The organism is Sphingomonas sp. RS6 (assembly GCF_054489705.1).
Window position 1 is genome coordinate 158,316 of sequence record NZ_JBTMWM010000002.1, and the last position, 14,137, is coordinate 172,452.

The window sequence follows — 14,137 nt, forward strand, 5'->3', positions numbered from 1 at the left end:
CGCCGCAAATCGGCCAGCCATCGGGCCTGTCCCTCCCGCTCGATCCGAACCGCGCGAATCCGCGGGTTTCCGGCCAAGGACGAACCCAAGCAGCCGCGATCCTACTTTGCAAGTTCCAACCATATGGTTGGCAATCGACCCGCCGGGCGCGGTCAGAAGATGCCGAGGAATTTCTTGCGCTGTTTCTTCGTCTCGGCGGGTGTCCGCTGGCCGCTTTCGGACTTGGCGGTGGTGCCGCGGCCGACATCGTCGCGCGCGCGACCCTTGGCGTCGCGCTGGGCCGCGCTGCTGGCGCCGGCGAGCACCGGGCCGCAATCGGCGGCTTTGGCATCGCCGACATCGACGAACGCGATCACGCCGGCGAGCGGGCTGGCGATCAGGCCGAAGCCGAGCCCGCCGGCGGTGCGGGCGAGCAGTTCGGGGCTGATGACGTCGATAACGGGATTGGCGAAGCTGCCGCCGATGCCCACCGGCGACTGGGCCGAGAACAGGCTGAACCGCTTCGAATCGGCGCGGAAGGCGAGGTCGATCGTCTCGTTCTTGAAGCTGAAGCCGCCACGGCCGAGCATGACGTTCTTCTGCGTGTCGATCAGGATCGGATCGGCGGCGGCGATGCCGTCGCGCACGGTGAAGCCGATCAGCCCGCAATTGATCTGCACCGGCTCCTTCAGCCGCTTCTCGAACATCTTCTGGACGAAGGTGCCGATATCGAATTCGGCGAGTTCGGTGTTGCGCGTCCAGAACTCGCCCTTGGGCATGATGACGGCGATGCGGCCATTGGCGCTGGCGAGCGAGGTGCGGACGCTGTTGCCGGTGCCGGTCATCTTCACGCGCGCCTTGAGCGTGCCGGTGGTGCCCGACTGATCGGCGCCGAACCCGGCGAGCAGCACGCCCATCGGCGTCGGCGAGAGGCGGATGTCGTAATCGGTGACGACGGGCGAGCGGCGCGCGTCGATCACGATGTCCGACGTGACGGTGCCGCGCGCGAGGCTGAAATTGAGCGGGCTGAGCTTGAGCAGGCGATCGTTCAGATCGAGGCCCAGCTCGACATTCGACACCGGCAGATCGGGGGCGCGGATCGCCCGGACCTGCCAGTTCACCTTGGCATCGAAATTTTTGAGCGCATCGACGCGGAGCGGCGCATCGGGCAGCAGCCGGGGGGTGCCGTCGACCTGCGTCACCGCCGCGCGGGCGCCGTCTGCCGCCAGCGCGTTCGGATCATAGCCGATGAACGGCCCGGCATCGACGATGTCGAGTACGCGGGTGAACAGATCGGCCGTCACCATCATGCGCGGCTGGCGCAGCGTGACCGCGAACTTGCCGGACAGGTCGCTGTCGCCGAACCGGCCCTTCACGCCGGTGAAGCGCCACTGATCGTCCTGCTTGGTGACCACCGATGTCAGTCGATAGGCGCGGGTATCGGGCACGGCGATGCCGGCGAGCAGAAAGATGTCGGCCAGGTTTCGGCCGCGCAGATCCATGTGCAGCTTCGCGCCGTCGAGCACCGTTGCGCCGGGCAGCGTGCCGGCGATGTCGATCCGCGTGCGAACCCCCTCGGCATGAAGGCGCAGGCTGTTCTCGCCGCCGGCGAGCGTCTTGTTCGAGGACAGCAGCGCGCCGGCCAGCGTGAAGCGCGCGCCGCGCGCGGTGCCGTTGCCATCGAACCGGATCGTATCGGCGAAGCGATTGTCCTCGGCGGCGACGGTATCGACGCGGATCGCGGCATCGAGCCGGCTGCGCGGATCGAGATAGCGGATCTGGGTGCCGGCGATGCGGGCGCGATGGATCAGCGGCATCGCCAGCGGTTCGCCGCCGCCGCCGCCGAAGGTCCAGCTGTTGCGCTTGCCCGCGCGATCCCATTGCAGGTCGATCCGCCCGTCGGTGAGGCCGAGCCAGCGGAAGCGCTTCCGGCTGGCGAGCAGCGAGAAGGGCGCGACCCGCGCGTCGATTCGCGCGGCGCTGAAGAACGGGCCGGTGCCCGCCCAGTCGGGATTGGCGATGCGCAGCCCTTCGGCCACGAATTTCAGATCGAACGGCGCGAAATAGAGCTGGAAGTCGCCGGCGACGCGGACCGCGCGGTGGGTGCTCGCGCTGGCGATCGATTCGAATGTTCCCTTCAGGAACCGCCCTTTGGTGACGAACAGCACCGCCCAAGCGAGCACTATCAGCCCGAGCAAGGTGGTGGCGACGGCGATGGTGGCGGCGATCGGCGTGCCGATCGGGCGGCGGGCGGGCGGCGGCGCCTGGTCAGCAGCGGTCATCGGAGCATCCAGATCGGCCATGCGTCACAAAAATCCCTGCCGCGCTTAGGGGTTCCCCCCGGTGGTTGCATAAGGCCGATCCATCGGTTAAGGGGCCGCCTTTCCGCGATCGAGGGACCGTCCGGCCATTAGGGCTGCCGCGGCTGTCCGCAATCGTCGAACCATAAGGAGACGAAAATGCCCAAGCTCAAGACGAAGAGCGGCGTCAAGAAGCGCTTCAAGTTCACCGCCACTGGCAAGGTGAAGCATGGAGTCGCCGGCAAGCGCCACCGCCTGATTTCGCACAACGCGAAGTACATCCGCCAGAATCGCGGCACCTCCGTGCTCGCCAAGGCCGACGTGGATCACGTCAAGGCCTGGGCGCCCTACGGTCTGAAGTAAGGAGGGCCTGACAAATGGCACGAGTGAAGCGTGGTACGACCACCAAGGCGAAGCATAAGCGGATTTTGGATCAGGCGAAGGGCTATCGCGGCCGTCGCAAGAATACGATCCGTATCGCGCGCCAGGCCGTCGAAAAGGCCGGCCAGTACGCCTATCGCGACCGCAAGGTTAAGAAGCGGACGTTCCGTGGCCTGTGGATCCAGCGCATCAACGCCGGTGTCCGCGCCGAGGGTCTGACCTATTCGCAGTTCATGCACGGCCTGAAGCTGGCGGGCATCGAGCTGGACCGGAAGGTCCTGGCCGATATCGCCATGAACGAGGGTGAGGCATTTAGCGCCATCATCGCGCAGGCGAAGGCGGCACTGCCCCAGGCCGCCTGAGCGGACCTGCGCGCAAGCTGAACAAGGGGCGTCGAGGCTAAGGCCTCGGCGCCCTCTTTCATTTCAACCGGGAGGGATGATGCCGTGGCGATGAAGACCTGGTGGCTCTACGTCACCGCCGTGTTTTTCGTGTCGATGACGCCGGGGCCGAACATGCTCCACGTGATGGTGCAGAGCATCCGCGAGGGTGCGGCCCGCGTGCTGCCGACCACGGCCGGGCTGATGAGCGCGAACCTGTTCTGCCTCATTGCCTCGGCAGCGGGGCTGGGGGCGCTGCTCAAGGCGTCGCCGGGGCTGTACGATGTGCTGCGCTATGCGGGCGTCGCTTACCTCGTGTGGCTGGGCATCAAGGCCTGGCGCGCGCCGGTGGAAGAGGCGCATGCCGACGCGGCCGTGCCGGTGCGCCAATCGGTGCGGGCGCGCTATCTGACCGGGCTCGGCACGGGGCTGTCCAACCCCAAGCTGATCGTCTTCGCCGCCGCGCTGTTCCCGCAGTTTATCGACGTGGGCCGGCCGTTCCTGCCGCAGCTGGCGATCCTCGTGCTCAGCTTCATCGTGATCGAGGCCTTCTGGTTTTCGGTCTATGCGCTGGGCGGCCGATCGCTCGCGGCATGGCTGGCACCGGCGGCGCGCCAGCGGATGTTCAACCGGGTGACCGGCGGGGTGTTCGTGGCGTTTGGCGCGGCGCTGCTGGGGAGCCGGGTTTAGTCAGGCCCCACACTCAAAGTCGTCATTCCCGCGAAGGCGGGAATCCATTGACTCAGCGGGTGCGGCGCTTGCTGATTCGGCACGGGCAATGGATCCCCGCCTTCGCGGGGATGACGAAGGGGTGGGGGAGAGGGCGTGGACAAGCAACCTTGTGTATACATCCTCGCCAGCCGACGGCACGGCACCCTGTATACCGGCGTGACGTCGAACCTCTTGGGCCGCCTCTACCAGCATCGCGAGAAGATTACCCCGGGCTTCACGGCCAAACACGATATCGCCCGTCTCGTCTGGTTCGAGGTGCATGAAGAGATGAGCGCCGCCATCCTTCGGGAAAAGCGGATCAAGACATGGAATCGGGACTGGAAGCTCGCCCTGATCGAGCGCAGCAACCCGCAATGGGTTGACCTCGCGATCGGACTAGGGTTCGAGCCACGGCAACCGACTGGCAAATGGATCCCCGCCTCCGCGGGGATGACGGAGTAAATTGTGGCAGAGCTGGACCCGCAAGAAGCGATCCTGGACCGTATCCGGCAGTGCGAGACGCTTGCCGCGCTGGAAGACATCCGCGTCGAGATGCTCGGCAAGGCAGGCTTCATTACCGCGCAATTGAAGACGCTGGGCAAGCTCACCCCCGAAGAGCGCCAGGAACAGGGCCCGCGCATCCACGGGCTTCGCGAAGCTGTCACCGAGGCGCTGGCCACCCGCAAGGCGGGGCTGGAGCAGGCGGCGCTCGATGCGCGCCTCGCCAGCGAGACGGTGGACATGACGCTGCCGGTCGACGGTGTCGCGCCGGGCTCGGTCCACCCGGTCAGCCAGGTGATGGACGAACTGGCCGAGATCTTCGCCGATCTGGGCTTCGCGGTCGCCACCGGCCCCGAGATCGAGGACGACTGGCACAATTTCACCGCGCTCAACATCCCGGAGACGCATCCGGCGCGGGCGATGCACGATACTTTCTACCTCGCCGGCGAGCATGAACGGCCGATGGTGCTGCGCACGCACACCAGCCCCGTGCAGATCCGCACGATGACGAGCCAGAAGCCCCCGATCCGCATCATCGCGCCGGGCCGGGTCTATCGGTCGGATTCGGATGCGACGCACACCCCGATGTTCCACCAGATCGAAGGTCTGGTGATCGACAAGGGCATCACGCTCGGCCACCTCAAATGGACGCTGGAGACCTTTCTCAAGGCGTTCTTCGAGCGCGACGATATCGTGCTGCGCCTGCGCCCCAGCTATTTCCCCTTCACCGAGCCTTCGGCCGAAGTCGATGTCGGCTTCACCTGGAAGGACGGCAAGCGCGTGATCGGCGGCAGCGGCGACGCGCCCGGCGGCGGCTGGATGGAAGTGCTGGGCAGCGGCATGGTGCACCGGCGGGTGATCGAGGCCTGTGGGCTCGATCCGGACGAATGGCAGGGCTTCGCCTTCGGCACCGGCGTCGACCGGCTGGCGATGCTCAAATATGGGATGGACGACTTGCGCCCCTTCTTCGACGGCGATCTGCGCTGGCTCAAGCATTACGGCTTCGCAGGCCTAGACGTGCCCACCCTGAGCGGGGGAGTCGGCGCATGAAGTTCACCCTGAGCTGGCTCAAGGAGCATCTGGAGACCGAGGCCTCGCTGACCGAGATCCTCGAGGCGCTGACTCGCGTCGGCCTCGAAGTCGAGGGCGTCGAGAACCCCGCCGAGCGGCTGAACGGCTTCCGCGTCGCCCGCGTGCTGACCGCCGAGCGCCATCCGCAGGCCGACAAGCTGCAGGTGCTGAGTGTCGATTTCGGTGAAGGCCCGCTGCAGGTGGTGTGCGGTGCCCCGAACGCGCGGGCGGGGCTGGTCGGCGTGCTGGGGCTGCCCGGCGCGGTGGTGCCGGCCAACGGCATGACGCTGAAGGTCGCGGCGGTGCGCGGCATCGAATCGAACGGCATGATGTGTTCGACCCGCGAGCTCGAGCTGGGCGAGGACCATGACGGCATCATCGAGCTGCCCGAGAACGCGCCGGTGGGTACTGCGTTCGCGGACTATGCGGGGCTCGACGATCCGGTGATCGACGTCTCGATCACGCCCAACCGCCAGGATTGCATGGGCGTGCGCGGCATCGCGCGTGACCTCGCCGCAGCGGGGCTTGGCACGCTCAAGCCGCTCGACGCGGTGGTGGCGGGCCTCCCGGGACTCGTGCCGCAGGGCGCGGGGCCGGACGTGCGCACCGACGATGCGGCGGGCTGCCCGGCTTTCTATGGCCAGATCGTGCGCGGCGTGAAGAACGGGCCGTCGCCCGACTGGCTGCAGCAGCGCCTCAAGGCGGTGGGGCAGAAGCCGATTTCGGCGCTGGTCGACATCACCAACTTCGTGATGTTCGGGCTCGGCCGCCCGCTCCACGTCTACGACATAGCGAAGCTCTCGGGCGGGCTGGTCGCGCGCAAGGCGAAGGACGGCGAGACCGTGCTCGCGCTGAACGGCAAGAGCTACACGCTCACCGACAGCATGACCGTGATCGCCGACGATGCGGCGGTGCACGACATCGGCGGCATCATGGGCGGCGAGCACTCGGGCTGTTCGGACGAGACCACCGACGTGCTGATCGAATGCGCCTATTTCGACCCCGAGCACATCGCCCGCACCGGCCAGAAGCTGCTGCTGACCAGCGATGCGCGTACCCGCTTCGAGCGCGGCGTTGATCCGGAATTCCTCGACGAGGGGCTGGCGATCGCCACCCGGCTGGTGCTGGCGCTGTGCGGCGGTACCCCGAGCGACGTCACCCGCAGCGGCACGCCGCCCACGGTCGGCGCGGTCGTCGGCTATGATCCGGCGCTGGCCGAGACGCTGGGCGGCCTTGCCGTTCCCGCGGACCAACAGGTCGATATCCTTGAGAGCCTCGGCTTCACCGTCCAGCCGCTCGACGGCAATGGCGATCCGGTGGAACTCGCCGAGGGCTTCGAAGCCTTCCGCGTAACCGCGCCGAGCTGGCGCCGCGACGTGGACGGCCCGGCCGACATCGTCGAGGAAGTGATCCGCATCGCCGGCATCGACAATGTGCCCTCGGTGCCGCTGCCCCGCACCCCCGGTGTCGCGACGCCCACCGCCACGCCCGAGCAGAGGCTCGAGCGCCGGATGCGCCGCACGGCGGCTGCGCGCGGGCTGAACGAGGCGATCACCTGGAGCTTCCTTCCCGAAGCCCAGGCCGCGGTGTTCGGCGGCGGCGCCTGGACGCTCGCCAACCCGATCAGCGAGGACATGAAGGTCATGCGCCCCTCGCTGCTGCCCGGCCTGCTGGCGGCGGCGGAACGCAACCTCAAGCGCGGCGCGACCAGCGTTCGCCTGTTCGAGGTCGGCCGCCGTTATCTGGCGGACAAGGAGCGGCTGACGCTGGGCGTGGTGCTGGCCGGATCGAAGGCTGTGCGCGGCTGGCAGGCCGGCAAGGCGCAGCCGTTCGACGCGTTCGACGCCAAGGCGGAGGCGCTGGCGTTGCTGGAGGCCGCCGGTGCGCCGGTCACCAACCTGCAGGTGATGGGCGAGGCGGGGGCTGCCTACCACCCCGGCCAGTCGGCGACGCTGCGGCTGGGGCCGAAGAACGTCCTTGCCAGTTTCGGCATGGTCCACCCGAGCGTGCTCAAGGCATTCGACCTCGACGGCGCGGTGGCGGCGGTGGAAATCCATCTCGACGCGCTGCCCGCCAAGAAGGCAGCCGGCTTCACCCGCCCGGCCTTCACGCCGCCGGCACTTCAGGCAGTGACGCGCGACTTCGCCTTCCTGGTGCCGATGGCGGTGGCGGCGGGCGATCTCGTCCGCACGGTCAAGGGCGCGGACAAGGGCGTCATCGTCGATGCGCGGCTGTTCGACGTCTTCACCGGCCAGGGCGTGCCCGAGGGGCAGAAGAGCCTCGCGGTTGAGGTCACGCTGCAACCCGGCGACAAGAGCTTCACCGATGCCGAGCTGAAAGCGGTGGCCGACAAAGTGGTTGCGGCGGCGGCGAAGCTGGGCGCGACGCTGAGGGGCTGACGTTCAGCCCGGCCTAGAGCGGTTCGACGCGATAGGCCGGGCTGCCCGACCAGCGCAGGCGATAGAGCGCGCCCTGCGCGACCGACTGGACGACGTTCGGCCACAGCGCGGCGATGCACAGCCCGCCGGCATGACGGACCGAGGGGTAGAGGATGCCGTTCAGCCCTTCCGCCCGGGCGGAGGCGGCGACGATGTTGCCAGCCGGATAGCCGCGCGCCGGATCGGGATCGAGGCTGGGATGATCGGGGCGGGCGCGCAGATCGACGAACAGACCGGCCATGCTCGCCAGCATCTCGCCATAATCGACCACCGCGTTGAAATCGCCCGCATCGGCAAGCGCGAGCGTCAGATGGTGGCCGACCTCGGCAATGCAGGTCTCGACCGCGAGCGCGGCATACCAGGCGCCGCGATTCGCCGGGTTGAAGCGCATCGGCGCGCGCGGCTTGGCATAGGCGAAGCTGGCGTTGATGAAGCGGGCATGCGGCACGCCGTGGACGAGCTCGGCCGCGGTGAGCGCGCCTCGCCCGCGGGTTTCGGCGATCAGCCGCGCGCTGGTGGCGCCTTCGATCTCGGCGAGCAGGGCAAGCTCGGCATCGTCATCGGCGAGCGAGGCCATCGCCGCTTCGCGCAGCCGGGCGCTGGCGACGAGCCGGATCGTGCGCGCGAACGCCTCGCGCACCAGCGGCAGCCCGTCGATCGTCGCGGCGTCAGAACCCGCCACGCAGCGCATCGATATAGTTGCGGACCTCGATCATCTGCGGAATGCCGCCGCGGATCATCGCCTGCACGGGGCTGAGACTTTCGAAGATCGGGCCGCGATTGGGCAGGCGCGGCCAGCGATCGGCCATCTCGTCGGCGAACAGCAGATGCAGCCCCTTGAAGATGCCGATCAGCGCCGAGGCGCGGGTGAGCTGATCCTGCGACAGCGTGCCGTCCCAGCGCCCGGCCTTGATCCGATCCCAGGTGCTGGGCGAGACGCCGAGCAGCGCCGCGCCATCGGCATTGCCGATGCCCCAGGCGGCAACCAGCCGGACGACTGCCCTGGCGGCGACGGGGCTCAACCGCTGGCGATCGGGCTCGTCGGCGAAGCTCTGCGGTGGGCGGTCGGGCGGCAGGGCGTGACCGAGATCGGCAAGCATGGGCATCGAACGTCTCCTGACGTCCATATTGGCATCATATGGCGCTAATGCAAGCGTCGAGGGAACCGACGTTCGGCCCGCGGGCTTTGCGGGGGGCAGGCCATTGCGCGGTCCGCGCGCGCGCCGCATAGCCGCCCCATCAGCCAATCAGGAGACCCGCCATGCCAACCGTCCTCATCACCGGCGCCACCGCAGGGATCGGCGAGGCCGCCGTCCATGCCTTTGCCGATGCCGGCTGGCATGTCGTCGCCACCGGCCGGCGCGCCGAGCGGCTGGCGAAGCTGGCGGGCGAGCGGGTCCATACGCTGGCGTTCGACGTGCGCGACACCGCCGCGCGCGATGCGGCGCTCGACGCACTGCCGGCGCCGTTCGGGACGTTCGACCTGCTGATCAACAATGCCGGGCTCGCGCTGGGGCTGGAGCCCGCGCAGGACGCGTCGATCGACAATTGGGAGACGATGATCGACACGAACATCACCGCGCTCGTCTCGATGACGCGCAAGCTGCTGCCCGGGCTGGTCGCGCGCAAGGGGGCGATCATCAACCTGTCGTCGGTGGCGGCGAACTATCCCTATCCGGGCGGCAATGTTTACGGCGCGACCAAGGCGTTCGTGCGCCAGTTCAGCCTCAACCTGCGTGCCGACCTGCTTGGCACAGGCGTTCGCGTCACCTCGATCGAGCCCGGGATGGTGGAGACCGAGTTCACGCTGGTCCGCACCGGCAGCCAGGAAGTGTCCGACAAGCTTTATGGCGGCGTCAACCCGATGACGGCGGAGGACATTGCCGAGACGATGCTGTGGGTGGCGACGCTGCCGCCGCACCTCAACATCAACGCGCTCGAACTGATGCCGGTGAACCAGGCGTTCAGCCCGTTCGCGGTGCATCGCGAGGGCTGAGCCGCCACAATTTATCCTTGGCCGCGCCCAATCCGAAGCCACTGGCGGGGCGCGGTGCGGCCACCCATCTCCTGTCCATGACAGCCTATTCGCTTCTCGACCTCGTCCCCGTCGTCCAGGGCGGCAGCGTGCCGCAGGCGCTCGCCAACGCCGCCGATCTTGCCGCCCATGCCGAATCGCTCGGCTTCCGGCGATACTGGGTTGCCGAGCATCACGGCATGGAGGGGATCGCCAGCGCCGCCACCGCCGTGGTGATCGCGCATGTCGGCCAGGCGACGCAGCGCATCCGCGTCGGCGCGGGCGGGATCATGCTGCCCAACCATTCGCCGCTCCAGGTGGCGGAGGCGTTCGGCACGCTCGACGCGCTGTTCCCCGGCCGCATCGACCTGGGGCTGGGGCGCGCGCCGGGTTCCGACCAGCGCGTCGCCGCCGCGATTCGCCGCAACCTCGACGCCGACCCCAACCAGTTCCCGCAGGACGTGCTCGAACTGCAAAGCTATTTCGCCGATGACGGCCAGACCGGCATCCGCGCGACGCCGGGGGCGGGCGCCGACGTGACGCTGTGGATCCTGGGATCGAGCCTGTTCGGCGCGCAGCTGGCGGCGATGCTCGGCCTGCCCTATGCCTTTGCCTCGCACTTCGCGCCGGCGCAGATGGAAGAGGCAAGCGCGATCTATCGCCGCGATTTCCGCCCCTCGGCGGCGCTCGACAAGCCGCATCTGATGCTGGGCTTCAACGTGTTCGCCGCCGATAGCGACGACGAGGCCGAGTATCTGGCGAGTTCGCAGCAACAGGCGTTCGTCGCGATCCGAACCACGGGCAAGGGCATCAAGCTGCCGCCGCCGGTGCGCGGCTATCGCGAGAGCCTGGGCACGCAGGGGCGGGCGATGCTCGACCATGTGCTGTCGGCATCGGCGATCGGCGGGCCGGACAAGGTGAGGCGAGAGATCGAGGCGTTCATCGAGCGGATGCGGCCCGACGAACTGATGCTGACCAGCGCGATGCACGACCATCAGGCGCGGCGCCGCAGCCTGGAAATCGCGGCAGCGGCGATGCGCGTACCGGCCTGACCGGCGGAATGCTGGGCGGCGCCTGCCCCCGCGGGCGCCGCCCCCCCGGCCATCAGGCCAGGGTATCGAGGACCAGCCCCGTGGTGGCGGTGCTGCTGGTCGATGTCGTGCCCGACGCGGAATAGCCGCTCTGCTCGCTCGCCTGGCTGCGCAGTTCCTCAAGGAACGCCATCAGCGCGTCGAGCTGATCGGTCGTGCTATCGGCCTCGTCGGTGGTGGTTTCATCTTCCGACTCGGCGGCACGCTGGGGCGGTGGGCCGCCCGCGCCGCCAGGTCCGCCCGGTCCACCGGGGCCGCCGGGGCCTTGCGCGAACAGGCTCTGCAGTTCGCTGGCCTGATCGTCGGTGAGCGTCCCGGCATCGACCTGTTGCTGAATCAGCGAATCCATCCGCGCCTTCATGTCGCCCGACGGCCGGGTGCCGCTCGCGCGATCGGCGGCGAGGCTGGAATCGATGGCGTCCAGCGCGGTCGACAGCGCCGACTGATCGGTGGCGCTGATCTCGCCGGTGGATACGGCGGCGGCAATGCGGTCGTTCATCTGGGTCCGGGGGGATTGCATGGCGCCGGAACCGATCGCAGCGATGCTGCTCATGATGCGTTCTCCAATGAGGTGAAATACCCCGCTACAGAATACACCAATATGGTTTATTCTTTTCTAACCGCGATCGGGCGTGCCAGGCGCGTGACCACGCAAGGCACGATCGATCGTCCAGATGGACGCCGAACGTAACAACCGAATTTCGATTTGTTGCGGAGGTGAAATCAGCCGGCGGCGGGAAGGCGGAGGCGGACGAGCAGGCCGCCCAGATCCTCGCTTTCCTCAAGACTGACGGTGCCGTCATAGATTTCCGCGACGTCGCGGACGATCGCGAGGCCGAGCCCGGTGCCCGGCTTGCCGGTATCGAGCCGCACGCCGCGATCGAAGATGCGGATGCGATCGGCCTCCGGGATTCCGGTGCCGTCATCCTCGACAAGAATCTCCGCGAAGCCCGAGTCGAGACGCGAGGTGACGAACACGCTGCCGCCGCCATATTTCGCGGCATTTTCGACGAGGTTGCCGAGGATTTCGTCGAGATCCTGCCGCTCGATATGCGCAACGGCATCGCGCGCGCCGTCGATATCGATGCGGACATTGGGATAGAGCCGGGCGACGGCGCGCTCGACCGCCTCGATCGACGGCCAGACCGGCGCGCGGCTGTGTGCGCTGCCGCGACGGCCGACGGCGCGGGCGCGGGCGAGATGATGGTCGATCTGGCGCCGCATCGTCCGCGCCTCGCGAATTACCGTATCGGGCAGATCGGCCTGGCCGGCGGCGGCGGCGTTCATGATGACGCTGAGCGGCGTCTTGAGCGCATGGGCGAGGTTGCCGGCGTGGCGCCGCGCCTCCTCCGCCTGGCGATCATTGTGATCGACCAGCGCGTTGAGTTCGTCGACCAGCGGGCCGACCTCGGCCGGCATCGCGCCTTCGATCCGCTTGGTATGGCCGGCGCGGACCGCGGCGATTTCCTTGCGCACCTTGCGCAGCGGCAACAGCCCGTACCAGGTCTGAAGCACCACCATCACGATCAGCCCGAGCCCGAGCAGCGCGAAGCTGCGCACCAGCGTGCGGCGGACGGCGGCGATTTGGGCATCGAGCGTGTCGCGGCTTTCCGCCACCTGGAAGCGCCAGCGCACCGGCGAGCCCGGCAGTTTCAGGTCGCGTTCGGCGATGCGCAGCCGCTGGTTGCCGGGATCGTCGCGATTGGCGCCGGGGCGTTTGTCGACGAATTCGTCGCTGTCATAGATATGGATCTGGCGGTCGTCATGGACCTTGTCGACCTTGAGCTTGCGGTCCCAGAGCGAGCGCGAGGGGAAGGGCTCATAGCCTTCGCCGCTGATCTGCCAATAGGCGCCCGAGTTGGGCTCGAGGAAGCGCTGATCGGCGAGTTCGCGGTTGAGCACGACTTCGCCGTCGGGGCCGAGTTCGGCCGAGACGATCATCGAGGTGACGAGATAATCGAGCTGATCGTCGAAATTGCGGGTGATCGCGCCGGTGAGCACGCGATCGAGCGCATAGCCGCCGCCGACGAGCAGCAGCAGGATCCACGCCGTCGCCACCAGCAGCATGCGGCGGCTGACCGAGCCGGTGATGCGAACCGGCAGGCGCGGCCGGGCGACCGGATCGGCGGCGGCCGTCGCCCCGCCCGAATCGCCGCCGGCGGGCGGGTCGCCTGCGGCGTCGGGCTCGCTTTCGTGCAAAGGCGTCAATCCGTCCAAGCCGGCCTCAGCCCTGAGGCTCCTCGAGGCTATAGCCGAGGCCCCGGATGGTGGTGATGACGTCGGCACCCAGCTTCTTGCGGATGCGCGTGACGAACACCTCGATCGTGTTCGAATCGCGATCGAAATCCTGATCGTAGATATGTTCGATCAGCTCGGTGCGGCTGACCACCTTGCCCTTGTGGTGGAGCAGATAGCTGAGCAGCTTGTACTCCTGCGCGGTGAGTTTCACCGGCTCGCCAGCCTTCGTCACCTTGCCCGAGCGCGTGTCGAGCCGGATGTCGCCGGCAGTCAGTTCGGCCGAGGCGTTGCCGCTCGCGCGGCGAATCAGCGCGCGCAGGCGGGCGATCAGCTCCTCGGTCTGGAAGGGCTTGGCGACATAATCGTCGGCGCCGGCATCGAGCCCCGCCACCTTGTCCGACCAGCTGTCGCGCGCGGTGAGCACGAGCACTGGCGTGGTCTTGCCCTCCTTGCGCCAGCGATCGAGCACGGTGAGGCCGTCGATTTCGGGAAGGCCGAGATCGAGGATGATCGCGTCATATTCCTCGGTCGAACCGAGGAAATGCCCTTCCTCGCCATCGGTGGCGAGATCGACCGCATAGCCGGCGCCTTCGAGCGCGGTTCGCAGCTGGACACCGAGCGTGGGTTCATCCTCGACGATCAAAAGTCGCATTCTTTATTCCCGTCCTATCCTCGAAATCCGTGCTCAATCGCCGGTCCGGCGCAGCACCTGGCCGCTATGGCCATCGACCATCACCCAGATGACCGAGCCATTGCGCAGGAACTTGAGCGTGTAAACGTCCGTACCGGGATCATAGTCGAATCCCAGATATTGAGCGCCGGGCATGCGGGGAATCACCCGCCGCTCGATCTCACGCGAAGGCAGGTTCTGGCCGCGTTGCCGACGCTCGCTCGCCGCACCCTGGCTGCGATCCTGATTGACGCTGTGCGGCAGCGTCGCGGCCGTACAGGCGAACGCAAGCGTCGCCAAGCACGCGCGCAGGACGGGTTTGACCAGCATCAACATAGGCATCGCATAGGGTTCGGGCATTGA

Annotated in this window: 15 protein-coding genes; 8 read left to right on the forward strand and 7 right to left on the reverse strand. The window is 67.9% G+C overall.

Annotated elements, in window-relative coordinates:
• Positions 1 to 152 precede the first annotated feature (152 nt).
• On the reverse strand, positions 153 to 2,282 hold the full coding sequence (locus tag ACX40Y_RS05485; RefSeq protein ID WP_459118542.1) for an AsmA family protein: 2,130 nt from the start codon (positions 2,280 to 2,282) through the stop codon (positions 153 to 155).
• Between the two features lie 156 nt (positions 2,283 to 2,438).
• Between ACX40Y_RS05485 and rpmI the strand changes: the two genes are divergently transcribed.
• The 6 genes from rpmI (at position 2,439) to pheT (ending at position 7,722) form a co-directional block, all read left to right on the forward strand.
• Complete coding sequence (gene rpmI, locus ACX40Y_RS05490; protein ID WP_116468112.1) at positions 2,439 to 2,642, forward strand: 50S ribosomal protein L35; 204 nt, start codon at positions 2,439 to 2,441, stop codon at positions 2,640 to 2,642.
• A gap of 14 nt (positions 2,643 to 2,656) precedes the next feature.
• Entirely contained in the window at positions 2,657 to 3,022 is a 366-nt protein-coding gene (gene rplT / locus ACX40Y_RS05495) for a 50S ribosomal protein L20 (protein WP_459118543.1), read from the forward strand.
• Positions 3,023 to 3,112: 90 nt separating this feature from the next.
• A complete protein-coding gene (locus tag ACX40Y_RS05500) occupies positions 3,113 to 3,730 on the forward strand; it encodes a LysE family translocator (RefSeq protein ID WP_459118870.1) in 618 nt (205 codons plus the stop codon).
• Between the two features lie 135 nt (positions 3,731 to 3,865).
• A complete protein-coding gene (locus tag ACX40Y_RS05505) occupies positions 3,866 to 4,213 on the forward strand; it encodes a GIY-YIG nuclease family protein (protein ID WP_459118544.1) in 348 nt (115 codons plus the stop codon).
• Between the two features lie 3 nt (positions 4,214 to 4,216).
• On the forward strand, positions 4,217 to 5,302 hold the full coding sequence (pheS, locus tag ACX40Y_RS05510; RefSeq protein ID WP_459118545.1) for a phenylalanine--tRNA ligase subunit alpha: 1,086 nt from the start codon (positions 4,217 to 4,219) through the stop codon (positions 5,300 to 5,302).
• Entirely contained in the window at positions 5,299 to 7,722 is a 2,424-nt protein-coding gene (pheT, locus tag ACX40Y_RS05515; protein WP_459118546.1) for a phenylalanine--tRNA ligase subunit beta, read from the forward strand. Before pheS ends, pheT begins: the two co-directional genes overlap by 4 nt.
• A 13-nt stretch (positions 7,723 to 7,735) precedes the next feature.
• Here pheT and ACX40Y_RS05520 read toward each other — a convergent pair whose 3' ends face one another.
• Entirely contained in the window at positions 7,736 to 8,443 is a 708-nt protein-coding gene (locus tag ACX40Y_RS05520; protein WP_459118547.1) for an RES family NAD+ phosphorylase, read from the reverse strand.
• Positions 8,430 to 8,867: an antitoxin Xre-like helix-turn-helix domain-containing protein gene (locus ACX40Y_RS05525; protein WP_459118548.1), complete on the reverse strand. Its 438-nt coding sequence runs from the start codon at positions 8,865 to 8,867 to the stop codon at positions 8,430 to 8,432. The genes ACX40Y_RS05520 and ACX40Y_RS05525 overlap by 14 nt, the downstream gene beginning before the upstream one ends.
• 155 nt (positions 8,868 to 9,022) lie before the next feature.
• Here ACX40Y_RS05525 and ACX40Y_RS05530 point away from each other — a divergent pair, with 155 nt between their 5' ends.
• Both ACX40Y_RS05530 and ACX40Y_RS05535 read left to right on the forward strand, forming a co-directional pair.
• Positions 9,023 to 9,757, forward strand: a complete 735-nt coding sequence (locus tag ACX40Y_RS05530; protein WP_459118549.1) for an SDR family NAD(P)-dependent oxidoreductase — start codon at positions 9,023 to 9,025, stop codon at positions 9,755 to 9,757.
• Positions 9,758 to 9,834: 77 nt separating this feature from the next.
• Entirely contained in the window at positions 9,835 to 10,827 is a 993-nt protein-coding gene (locus ACX40Y_RS05535; RefSeq protein ID WP_459118550.1) for an LLM class flavin-dependent oxidoreductase, read from the forward strand.
• 52 nt (positions 10,828 to 10,879) lie between these two features.
• On the opposite strand, the gene ACX40Y_RS05540 is transcribed toward ACX40Y_RS05535, so the two are convergent.
• From ACX40Y_RS05540 to ACX40Y_RS05555, 4 genes are all read right to left on the reverse strand, one after another.
• Complete coding sequence (locus ACX40Y_RS05540; RefSeq protein WP_459118551.1) at positions 10,880 to 11,419, reverse strand: hypothetical protein; 540 nt, start codon at positions 11,417 to 11,419, stop codon at positions 10,880 to 10,882.
• Positions 11,420 to 11,589: 170 nt separating this feature from the next.
• Positions 11,590 to 12,969, reverse strand: coding sequence for a sensor histidine kinase (locus ACX40Y_RS05545; protein WP_459118871.1), 1,380 nt, complete (start codon positions 12,967 to 12,969; stop codon positions 11,590 to 11,592).
• Between the two features lie 121 nt (positions 12,970 to 13,090).
• Entirely contained in the window at positions 13,091 to 13,756 is a 666-nt protein-coding gene (locus tag ACX40Y_RS05550; protein WP_459118552.1) for a response regulator transcription factor, read from the reverse strand.
• Between the two features lie 33 nt (positions 13,757 to 13,789).
• Entirely contained in the window at positions 13,790 to 14,104 is a 315-nt protein-coding gene (locus ACX40Y_RS05555) for a PepSY domain-containing protein (RefSeq protein WP_459118553.1), read from the reverse strand.
• Positions 14,105 to 14,137: the final 33 nt, after the last annotated feature.